Annotated in this window: 6 protein-coding genes and 1 tRNA gene; 5 read left to right on the top strand and 2 right to left on the bottom strand. The window is 36.2% G+C overall.

Translation table 11 applies throughout. The features are described from left to right. Positions 1-93: 93 nt before the first annotated feature. Both IIF7_RS08400 and IIF7_RS08405 read right to left on the bottom strand, forming a co-directional pair. Positions 94-852, bottom strand: coding sequence for a LytR/AlgR family response regulator transcription factor (locus IIF7_RS08400; protein ID WP_084841231.1), 759 nt, complete (start codon positions 850-852; stop codon positions 94-96). Continuing rightward, a complete protein-coding gene (locus IIF7_RS08405; RefSeq protein WP_176218924.1) occupies positions 842-2,722 on the bottom strand; it encodes a sensor histidine kinase in 1,881 nt (626 codons plus the stop codon). The genes IIF7_RS08400 and IIF7_RS08405 overlap by 11 nt, the downstream gene beginning before the upstream one ends. A gap of 228 nt (positions 2,723-2,950) precedes the next feature. Here IIF7_RS08405 and dnaE point away from each other — a divergent pair, with 228 nt between their 5' ends. From dnaE to IIF7_RS08430, 5 genes are all read left to right on the top strand, one after another. After that, complete coding sequence (gene dnaE / locus IIF7_RS08410) at positions 2,951-7,339, top strand: DNA polymerase III subunit alpha (RefSeq protein WP_084841233.1); 4,389 nt, start codon at positions 2,951-2,953, stop codon at positions 7,337-7,339. A gap of 282 nt (positions 7,340-7,621) precedes the next feature. Then, positions 7,622-7,939 (top strand): thioredoxin, encoded by a 318-nt coding sequence (gene trxA / locus IIF7_RS08415; RefSeq protein ID WP_013073791.1) that lies wholly within the window; start codon positions 7,622-7,624, stop codon positions 7,937-7,939. Between the two features lie 796 nt (positions 7,940-8,735). After that, the gene (locus tag IIF7_RS08420) at positions 8,736-9,665 is read left to right on the top strand and encodes a DUF58 domain-containing protein (RefSeq protein ID WP_084841253.1); all 930 of its coding nucleotides are present in this window, start codon (positions 8,736-8,738) and stop codon (positions 9,663-9,665) included. 86 nt (positions 9,666-9,751) lie between these two features. Further along, positions 9,752-9,825: transfer RNA gene (locus tag IIF7_RS08425), tRNA-Asp, on the top strand. Between the two features lie 243 nt (positions 9,826-10,068). Next, positions 10,069-11,286 (top strand): site-specific integrase, encoded by a 1,218-nt coding sequence (locus IIF7_RS08430; protein WP_084841234.1) that lies wholly within the window; start codon positions 10,069-10,071, stop codon positions 11,284-11,286. Positions 11,287-11,437 lie beyond the last annotated feature (151 nt).

Raw genomic sequence — 11,437 nt, forward strand, 5'->3', positions numbered from 1 at the left:
AAGATGCGAATAGATGTTTGATTGAAGTAGTAGTTTTAATGTTCGTATCAAGCCTCACGGGAAAGGAATTATTTCTATTACCGTGAGGTTTTTTTATGCATTTATCCAGTCTTTTATCTCTTTTTGATAGGATCTTCCACTAATTAATTTAGTTCTGTTTTTATCTTCCAGTAAGAAAGCAAACCTGCTATTAAAATAACTATGAACCTCTTTTATATAATCTGAGTTTAGTAATATAGCTCGATGTATTCTTCTAAAGTTTTCTGGCAGCTCTGCGCGTAGTTGTTGTAAACTTTGCTCAGAAAGATGTTCTTCCCCATTTTTTAGAAAAACACTTACGTATTTATCTTTTGCTTTAAAATATAGAATCTCATTAAGTTTTAGGAAAATAATCTTTTTACCTGTTTTAATGCTTAGGCTAGTCACTTTTGGTTTAGCTTCTTTTTTCTCGATAGCTTCCAGAAAATCTAAGATTTCAGCTTTATTAAAATGAGGGGCAAATTTGTCTAATTTCGATATTGTTTTTTCAAGTCTTTCTTCTTTTACCGGTTTAAGCAAATAGTCAATACTATTAGTTTCAAAGGCCTGCAAAGCATATTCGTCGTAAGCGGTACAAAAAATCACCAGCGGAATGCGTTTTAGCTTAGATAGCATCTCAAAACCATTCATTCCGGGCATTTGGATATCCAAAAAAATAAGATCTGGGCTTAATTCATTTATTTTTTCGAGTCCGTTTTCTCCATTTTTAGCAAACCCAATAATCTCGATTTTATCAGGATAATTTTGTAAAAGCTTAGTAAGTCTTAATCTTGCCGGTTCTTCATCTTCAATTATTACAGTTCTAAAGCTCATATTGTTCTTTTTTTAAGGCAATTTTTTCAATACTAATCCAAACTCTTTTTTCAGGAGTATTTTCCCAGTTTAAGGAAGCTTTTTCATTGTAAGTGAGTTTTAAAATATCAAAAATACTCTGTAAACCATAGCCAGAAATACTTCCATCCTTAAAGCCTGGGCCATTATCAAAAACAGCAATTTCAACCATATCCTCATTTTGTATAATTCTGAGCTTAATTTTTCCTGGGGTCTTTAATTTTGAGATTCCATGTTTTATGGCATTTTCTAATAAAGGCTGAATTATATTCCGCGGAATCAAATAATCATATAGCGATTCATATAATTCCGTATTAAACTGAAGTTGATCCCCAAAGCGTGTTTGCTCGATATCCATATAAGCGATTGCAGCGTCGACTTCTTCTTTTATACTACAAAAAGATTCATTTTTACGGTTGAGGTTATGTCGAAACAGATCGGATAACGACAGCGCCATTTTTTCGGTTTTATCAGCATCGATATGTGCCAGGCCAGCGATAGAATTAAGGGAATTATAAAGAAAATGCGGATTAATACGGGCGTGCAAAGAAGCCACCTCAGCTTCAGCTTTTGAAGCTGATAAACTGCTTAGTTGAAGATCTTTTTCTTTGATTATTGCATCTTTCCTATAAGTTAAATAAAAATAGGAGACTCTTACTAATGCTAGACTGAAAATCAGCAAAATATTCCACTGATTTATTTCATTATCTTTCAGTAACAAACTAACAAAAGTTTGAGCGAAAATTAAGCAAATCATCGTGATAAAAAACATCCTGAAAACTCTCTCCTGTATGGTTTGAGAGGTTGTTATAAGTTTAATTTCGAAGAGGTAAATTAAAACCGATGCTGTAGTAGAAAATAAGAAAGTAAAAAGTTGAAACTCATAAAAGCTGCTCTGGTCTGCTTTGAAAATAAAGTCTCCTTGGAAAAAGGATGTAACAAGAAGCATTGTGGCAGAACTTATCCAAATGTAGAAGCCGGGAATTACATAGCTAAGAAAAGCAAATCGATATGATTTCTTAAGAATAGTATTAATCATTATTAAGCCTAATACAACACATAAAATTAGATTAACAACTACACCAACAATTTCCAATATTTCAGGATAGAAAAGTAGGCAGCTGTATATAAGCGAATATTCAGAAAAAATATACTTTTTAAAATCTGAATAAAAATCTTTTGAATAAAATTTACTTAATACGAATTTATCCAATCTATTAAATTGAGTATAATCTATGGTAGATAATGTAATTGAAGACATTTCATTATTTAAAACGGAATGATGTATGAAACCTATATTGCTAACATCGAGTGTGTCTGGGATATAATTCAACCCATCTACCATATATTGACCTGAATTACTTTTAATAAGTCCGTTTATAAGTTTGTATTGAAATGCTTTCTTTCTTAATTGGTTAGAAACAGAATCAGCTAGCCAAAATTTGATGGTTTGTTTTTTTAATGTGGTAAAAAGGTTATTGCTCTCACGGTCAAAGTAGGGGTAATCCCGAAAAGCGGTGGTTTTATCGCACTGGTTAAATTCAAATATAAAATTAGCTTCCTCTAAATTGTCTGTAAAACTTGCTTTTTGATTTAAATGGGGATTTATTGAATCTATTATTTCTAATAGAATTTTTTTGTTCACCGGCTTGTCAGAATTTTTTATCCCTACTTTAATACTGGATCTGAATATGGCAATTTTGTAATAATTCGTCAATTGATATGGGAAATATTTTTCTTTTATGAACTCCCACGCCATCTTCTCCTCTTCAGGCGAAAGATTGAAATCTGTTTGAGATAAGCATTGCATCCAACTTAGCAGTCCAAGAAGCAGTAGTAGTATTTTTTTCATTATTGTAAATATTAGAAAGTTAGGTTTATACCGCAAATAAACTTTTAGCTTTCGTATTCTTAAAGGCTTTTCAGACGAACTGCAAGGCTGCGGTATGAACTGCAAATCGATGGTTAATAACTGATGAAAATTAGACTTTTTCTCACCTGAAATTATGCTTAGTTTTGCAAGATAAGATGTTGCTGAATTGCCCGTTTTCTTCATTACAGGGTACAAAACTAAGAGCCGATGTATTTAATTTTTGATACCGAAACTACCGGATTGCCAAAGCGTTGGGATGCGCCATTAACAGATTCTGATAACTGGCCGCGATGTATACAGATCGCATGGCAGTTGCATGACGAGATGGGAAATCTTATAGAGCATCAGGATTATCTGGTGAAGCCGGAAGGTTTTGATATCCCTTATGATGCCGAGCGTGTACACGGTATTTCAACAGATTTGGCTAGGGAAGAAGGAATTTTGTTAGAAGAAATGCTAGAGAAGTTTAATGAAGCATTGGGGAAAACCAAATTCATTGTTGGGCAAAATCTTGGTTTTGATGTCAATATTATGGGAGCCGAGCTGCATCGCGCCGGGATGGATAGCCAGTTACTGGAACTTCCGGTGTTGGATACCTGTACGGAAACAACGGCCGAAATGTGTAGAATTCCCGGTGGTCGTGGTGGTAAATTCAAACTACCAACACTGACCGAATTACACGAATATCTTTTTGATGAACCATTTGGAGAAGCGCATAACGCAACTGCCGATGTTGAGGCTACAACACGTTGTTTCCTGGAATTGGTTAGAAAAAGAACCTATTCTGCGGAAGAATTAAATGCTGCTCCAGGTTATTTTGAAGATTATGTTGAGGCCAATCCAGAGCCGTTTCAGCCAATTGGTTTAAAGCATATCAATCTTAAAAAAGCTTCCGAAGAAATCAGAAAAAGGCTGGAAAAATTACAGCCAACAGATGAGATCACTACGGAAGAAATTGAAGAGAACCTTGAAAAATTAGACGAGGTTCCTTTTGCACATCTTCATAACCATTCCCAGTTTTCGGTTTTACAGTCAACCATAAGTATTCCAGATCTTGTTAATGCTGCCGGTGAGCAGAACATGCCGGCGGTTGCACTTACCGATCATGCCAATATGATGGGAGCGTTCCACTTTGTGAAAGAAGTAGGCGCTTATAATAAAGGTGTAAAGGCTAAAAATGAAGAAGCCGAAGCCAACGGCGAGCCGGCTGAGGCAAAAGAATTGAAGGCAATTATTGGGTGTGAGTTTTTTGTATGTGAAAATCATACCGATAAATCCAGAAAAGATAACGGTTACCAGGTAGTGATGCTGGCGAAGAATAAAAAAGGCTATCATAATCTGGCCAAAATGTCTTCTAAGGCGTATACCGATGGATTTTATTACGTGCCTCGTATCGATAAAGAGGTTGTAAAGCAATATAAAGAAGATGTGATCGTGCTTACCGGTAACCTGTATGGTGAGGTGCCGAGTAAGATTTTGAATGTTGGGGAAAAGCAGGCAGAAGAAGCTTTGCTTTGGTGGAAAGAAGAATTTGGTGAAGATCTTTATATCGAGATCATGCGCCACGATCAAGAAGATGAAAACCGGGTAAACCAGGTTTTAATTGAGTTTTCTAAGAAACACGAAATAAAATTAATTGCGACCAATAACACTTATTATTGGAAAAAAGATGATGCTAATGCGCACGATATTTTACTATGTGTAAAAGATGGAGAAAAGCAGGCAACGCCAATTGGTCGCGGTCGTGGATATCGTTACGGATTACCAAATCAGGAATATTATTTTAAGACTGCTGAAGAGATGAAAAATCTCTTTAAAGATCTGCCTGAAGCGATATCTAATATTAAAGAAATTGTAGATAAAATTGAGCCTTTCGAGCTGGCTCGAGATGTGTTACTTCCTGCATTTACCATTCCTGAAGAGTTTTTGGTTGAAGAAGATAAAGTAGATGGTGGTAAGCGAGGTGAAAATGCCTATTTAAAGCACATTACTTTTAAAGGAGCTGAAGAGCGCTATGGCGAGATCACTCCAGATATTAAAGAACGACTGGACTTTGAGCTTTCGGTAATCGAAAATACCGGATATCCGGGGTATTTCCTTATTGTGGAAGATTTTATACGTGAAGCTCGGAATCTTGATGTATCTGTTGGGCCGGGTCGTGGATCGGCTGCCGGTAGTGCGGTGGCATATTGTCTAGGAATTACCAATATCGACCCAATTAAGTATGATTTACTTTTTGAGCGTTTCTTAAATCCAGATCGTGTAAGTATGCCCGATATTGATATCGACTTTGATGATGAAGGTCGTAGTCGGGTTATGGATTATGTAATTGGGAAATACGGAGCCAATCAGGTAGCGCAGATCATTACCTACGGAACCATGGCGGCAAAATCTTCTATTCGGGATACGGCCAGGGTTTTGGATCTTCCGCTAAGTGATGCTGATAGAATTGCAAAATTGATCCCGAATACCAAGCTTGGTAAGATCTTCGGAATGGATGAAAAGGCTTTGAAGTCTAAATTCCGAAGTGAAGAAGTAGATAGCATCAATGAGCTTTTAAATATTTCTGAAGGAGATGATCTTGAAGCGCAAACGGTAAACCAGGCACGAGTTTTAGAAGGATCGGTAAGAAATACAGGGATTCACGCCTGTGGGGTAATTATTACGCCGAGTGACATTACCAATTATGTTCCGGTTTCTGTAGCTAAGGATTCAGATTTATATGTTACGCAGTTCGATAACTCGGTTGTGGAAAGTGCAGGGCTGCTAAAAATGGATTTCCTGGGGTTAAAAACATTAACCCTGATCAAGGATACGATAAAGATCGTTAAAGGGAAACATGGTATAGATCTGGTTCCCGATGAGTTTCCGTTAGATGACGAGGAAACCTACAAGCTTTTCCAACGTGGGGAAACGGTAGGGATATTTCAGTATGAATCTCCTGGGATGCAGAAACACATGCAAGCGCTAAAACCAACGGTTTTTGACGATTTAATTGCGATGAACGCATTGTATCGACCAGGGCCTATGGAATATATCCCAAGTTTCATTGCCAGAAAACATGGTGACGAAGAGATAAGCTATGACCTTCCAGACATGGAAGAGTATCTTAAAGAAACCTACGGGATTACAGTTTACCAGGAGCAGGTGATGTTACTTTCGCAAAAACTGGCAGGTTTTTCTAAGGGTGAAGCGGATATGCTTCGTAAAGCGATGGGTAAAAAGTTAGTGGCACTTTTGGCTCAGTTGAAACCAAAATTTATTGGTGGAGGGGAAGCCAAAGGTCATCCTACAGATGTTTTAGAGAAGATTTGGAAAGATTGGGAAGCATTTGCTTCGTATGCATTTAACAAATCGCACTCTACCTGTTACGCCTGGATCGCCTATCAAACTGCCTATTTAAAAGCCCATTATCCAGCGGAATATATGGCGGCGGTTTTATCGAACAACATGAACGATATTAAGCAGGTGACTTTCTTTATGGAAGAATGTAAGCGAATGAAGCTTAATGTACTTGGTCCAGACGTTAATGAATCTTATTATAAATTCTCTGTAAATAAAGACAATGCGGTAAGATTCGGGATGGGAGCGATTAAAGGAGTTGGAGCTGGTGCGGTAGCTACGATCGTAGAAAACCGAAAAGGTGAAAATGGTCATTATCGTTCGATATTTGATATGGCCAAAAGAATCGATCTTAGAGCTGCGAATAAAAAAGCTTTTGAAAACCTGGCTTTGGCCGGCGGATTTGATTGTTTTAAAGAAACACACCGAGCGCAATATTTTCATGATGAAGGAGACGGAATGAGTTTCCTGGAGAAAGTGGTGAAGTTTGCTGCTAAATTTCAGGAGAATGAAAACTCTTCTCAGGTAAGTTTATTTGGTGAAGCCAGCGAAGTTCAGATCCCCGAGCCGAGTGTGCCGCCATGTGAAGAATGGGGAACGATGGAGAAATTACGCCGTGAAAAAGAAGTGGTGGGAATTTATATTTCGGGGCATCCGCTAGACGATTTTAAGAAAGAGATTCAGTATTTCTGTAACGGAAGTTTATCAGATTTTAGAGCGCTTGAAAACGTGGTAAATCGCGAAATATCTTTTGGAGGTGTAATTAGTGACGTACAGCATAGAATGTCTAAAATGGGCAAAGGCTGGGCAATGTTTACGGTTGAAGATTATAACGAATCTTACGAGTTTAGAATGTTTGGTGAGGAATATCTCAAAAACAGGCATTTTCTTGTTCCAAATTCGTTTGTGCATATAAAGGCATTTATCAAAGAGGGTTGGACCAATAAAGACACCGGTAAAAAAGGAGAACCAAGGATTCAGTTCAACAGTTTCCAGTTACTCCATGATATTATGGATACATATGCGAAAAAACTTACGATTCAGTTAGATATTAATGATCTTAAAGAGGAGAAAATCGATGTTTTAAGAGACATTTTTAGGACTTATCGCGGCGATCATAAACTCAATTTTGTAGTGTACGAAATGAAAGAGCAACTGAAATTGCATATGCCTAGTAAACGCCAAAAAGTAAAGATTTGTCCTGAATTATTAGAGAATCTTGAACAGCAGCAGGTGGTTTATAAATTGAATTGATAACCTGTTTAGGGTTTAATTTTTGTGGTTTTGTATGAAGAGTACATTCGAAATCGATAAAATTAGTTCCTAAATTATACAAAATCGGGCAGGGATTGCAGCAAGCTACCGTGTAGCGCGTAAAGCCCGGTCTTTCCTGAAGATGTAATCGAAAGGAAAGAGCCCGCCAGATAATTATTGACAATCAACGTATAACGAAATCTAATATTTGCGATGTAAGGTTTCCGAAAATAAATGACTACTTTTACGTATTGATTTTAAATTACTAGAAAAATAACGATTATGGCTATTGAAATAACAGACGCAAACTTTGAAGAAACAGTATTAAAAAGTGATAAACCAGTAATGGTGGACTTTTGGGCAGCTTGGTGTGGACCTTGTAGAATGGTAGGACCGGTAATCGAAGAACTTAGCGGTGAGTACGAAGGAAAAGCAGTTGTTGGAAAGCTTGATGTTGATGCAAACCAGGAATTTGCTGCAAAATACGGAGTTAGGAATATACCTACGGTACTTATTTTCCAAAATGGAGAAGTTGTAGGTCGCCAGGTTGGTGTTGCTCCTAAAAACACGTATGCTGATGCTTTAAATGAGCTATTATAATTAGATGTAAAGCACATCGATTTTAGATAATATTGAGCCCGGTTTTTACCGGGCTTTTTTGTGTTTTAAAAGTTAGTATTGAGAATTGAGATCGCTGCGCTGTTAGAGGTTAGAAGTTAGACTGCTTTCCTTTTAGAGTTTAGAGATTAGACTAGAGAGAAGAGAATTTGAAGATTTGACAATGCGTTAATTTGATAATGAACAGATTTGTTTAATAGAATCTTTGTCAAATTGATTGATTTCGGGGCAGAAAAAATTGCATCTCGCCAACGGTAAAAAACACCTGAAAGGACCAATAAGATACTTAAGTATCTATTCCTGTAAAGAAAAATCAAGATTATATAATTTCAGCACTAATTTTTGAGCCAGCGAATGCATCTTGTGGTATTGTCAACTGTTAGCCGTAAACTATAAACTCAATTTAGCTAATAGCTAATAGCTGAATGCTTTAAGCTGATTGCTTTCAGAAATTCGAATCTAGATTATTGAGAACAGAATAAGGAATCCGAAATTATTTTGAATGCGGAATATCACTTTTTGTAAATTGTCATCTCGACCCTGCCTCGCCGGTAGGCAGGCGAAGTGGAGAGATCTCTACCTTAAATAGATTTCTCGACTTCACTTCGTTGCGCTCGAAATGACAAAAAGATATTTGACTATTTTCAGTTTCAAACTGTCAACTGTCAACTGTTAACCATAAGCCGTAAACTATTTTCAGCTGAACGCTGAAAGCTACAAGCTAACAGCTTTTTCTATCAACTTGTTTTCGTATATTCCAGCAACAAATATTTCGATTTTGAAATTACAACAACAGGTACATCAAACTGAAGGTTTTTTAAATTTGGAAATCTTAGCCAGGCAAATCGTGGAAGGTTATATTTCAGGAATGCATAAGAGTCCGTTTCACGGTTTTTCAGCAGAGTTTGCAGAGCATAAAATTTATAACCAGGGTGAAAGTACCAAGCATATCGATTGGAAGCTTTACGCAAAGACCGATAAGTTGTATACTAAACGCTATGAAGAAGAAACTAATTTAAGATGCCATTTAATCATCGATAATTCGGCTTCGATGCATTATCCTTCATTAAAGAAACAAAGTCTCTCTAAACTGAATAAAACCGGTTTTTCGGCTTTAGCTTCTGCCTGTATCATGAATATGTTGAAGCGCCAGCGTGATGCTGTTGGTTTAAGCGTCTACAGTGACGAGTTTGAATTTTACGCACCAGAAAGAGCAGGAGAGCGTCACCATCATTTACTGCTGAATAATCTGGAAAAAGCAGTAAATTCTGGAGGATCCAAACGCGGAACACAAACCTACACCTATCTTCATCAAATCGCCGAGAAATTAAAAAGACGCTCTTTAGTGTTTCTTTTTACAGATATGTTTCAAAGTGATAAAGAAGAAGCTGAACTTTTTGAAGCGCTACGACATTTAAAATATAATAAGCATGAAGTAGTTTTATTTCATGTTTTAGACAGTGAAAAGGAGCTGGGTTTTAGTTTTGAGAATACACCAAAGCGATTTTTTGATGTAGAAACAGGGGATGAAATCGATTTGTATTCAGAAAATATTCAGGAAAATTATAAAAAAGCGATTGAAGATTACTTCGAAAATTTAAAATTAGAATGTGCGAAGTACCGCATTAGTTACGTTCCCGTAGATATCAATAAAAATTTCAATAAAATTTTACAGTCCTATTTTGTTGAAAGACAAAAGCTTGCTTAGCGAAAGAAAAAAAAGATTAAAAAAATGCGAAAAAAAGTTTGTGCGATTGAAAAACTGCAGTATATTTGCCCTCGCAATAACGCAACGGTCTGGTAGTTCAGTTGGTTAGAATACCTGCCTGTCACGCAGGGGGTCGCGAGTTCGAGTCTCGTCCAGACCGCTTTTAGAACACCAAATAAAAGTAAAAAGCCTTTAAATCAATGATTTAGAGGCTTTTTTTATTGTCCTAACTATCATTTTAACGCATATTAACCTAAGTGTTTGGTGCTTAATTCGGTGCATATTTTTTTCGCTGATTTATATGCACCTCGAATCTCCTAACACACTGTTAATAAAAGGCTTGCAGTTTTTCTTTAACACTTTCTTTTACTACCTTGAGGTGCATATTTTAAAACCAGCACCGATGAATAATTCACTATCAATCATTTTTTACCCAAAAAAGACTACTTCAAAACATACGAATGAAGCTATTATTTATGCTCGAATTACGTATAATGGTAGCCGATCAGACTTTACCACTTCCAGAAAAATAGAAGTAAGTAAATGGAATTCCCGTACAAATAGTATTCGAGGTAATTCTGGAGAAGCAAGGATCATTAAAAGATACCTTGATGACATACGTACTAGATTATACGACATCCATGATCGTTTAGTTAGGGAGCAGAAGAGCATCTCGTCAAAAATTATAAGGGATATTTATTTAGGGAAAGAGGAGAGGGAGTACAAGCTTGTGGAAATATTTAATGAGCATAATGACCAAATGGAAGGGCTCATCGGTAAAGGCTTTACAAAAGGAACTTTACAGCGTTATAAAGCCTGCAAAAAACATATTGAAGATTACCTCGATTTTAAATTTAAAGTGAAGGATATGCCAGTTAAAGGGGTTGACTATTCATTTATTACTGGTTTCGAACACTATTTAAAATCACAAAAGGAATGCGCCCATAACACTTCGATCAAATACATTGTAAACTTTAAAAAGATTATTAGGATTGCCTTAGCAAATGATTGGATTAGTAATGATCCTTTTTTCCATTGGAAAGGCTCTTGGAAATCTTCTGATAGGGATTATTTAAATGATGAGGAATTAAAAAGGTTGTCTGAAAAAGATTTTGATATACCTCGATTAGATTTAGTACGGGATATGTTTGTTTTTTCGTGTTATACAGGGCTTGCTTTTGCAGATATAGAAAAACTGTCTGAGAATGATATCATTTCTAACGGAGATCAACGATGGATAAAAACGAAAAGGAAGAAAACAAATTCTTTAAGTAGTATTCCTCTATTACAAATCCCGGAGAACATTTTGGTTAAGTATAAAGATCATCCCAGAGTTAAATTAAGTGACAATGTACTGCCGGTAATGTCTAATCAAAAGTCGAATGCGTATCTAAAGGAAATAGCGGACCTGTGTAGAATAAAAAAGAATTTAACCACTCATTTGGCTAGACATACTTTTGCAACCACGGTAACGCTCTCTAAAGGGGTGCCAATTGAGTCTGTAGGGAAAATGCTAGGACATAAATCTTTAAAAACTACTCAGATTTATGCAAAAGTTCTTGATGAAAAGATTGCAAAAGATATGCAGGTTGTTGAGAGGAATATGAGATCAGCAGAATAGTTTTTATGATAATTATATTCAACAAATACATAGAAAGCTAGTCTTTATAGTTGATGTGTTTTATTTTTGAGCATAAAGATTTAAGTAGTTAAATTGTCTCAAAATTATTATTTGAAATGAAAAAGAGGGTGTAAAATAAACTCTGTCTGAA

The sequence above is a fragment of the Zunongwangia atlantica 22II14-10F7 genome (genome assembly GCF_002094855.1).
Taxonomy (GTDB): domain Bacteria; phylum Bacteroidota; class Bacteroidia; order Flavobacteriales; family Flavobacteriaceae; genus Zunongwangia; species Zunongwangia atlantica.

What these genes read in the sequence shown, in the direction of transcription:
- trxA (WP_013073791.1), top strand. Translation starts at nt 7,622, where the DNA reads ATGGCTATTGAAATAACAGACGCAAACTTTGAAGAAACAGTATTAAAA.
- dnaE (WP_084841233.1), top strand. Translation starts at nt 2,951, where the DNA reads ATGTATTTAATTTTTGATACCGAAACTACCGGATTGCCAAAGCGTTGG.
- IIF7_RS08405 (WP_176218924.1), bottom strand. Translation starts at nt 2,722, where the DNA reads ATGAAAAAAATACTACTACTGCTTCTTGGACTGCTAAGTTGGATGCAA.
- IIF7_RS08430 (WP_084841234.1), top strand. Translation starts at nt 10,069, where the DNA reads ATGAATAATTCACTATCAATCATTTTTTACCCAAAAAAGACTACTTCA.
- IIF7_RS08400 (WP_084841231.1), bottom strand. Translation starts at nt 852, where the DNA reads ATGAGCTTTAGAACTGTAATAATTGAAGATGAAGAACCGGCAAGATTA.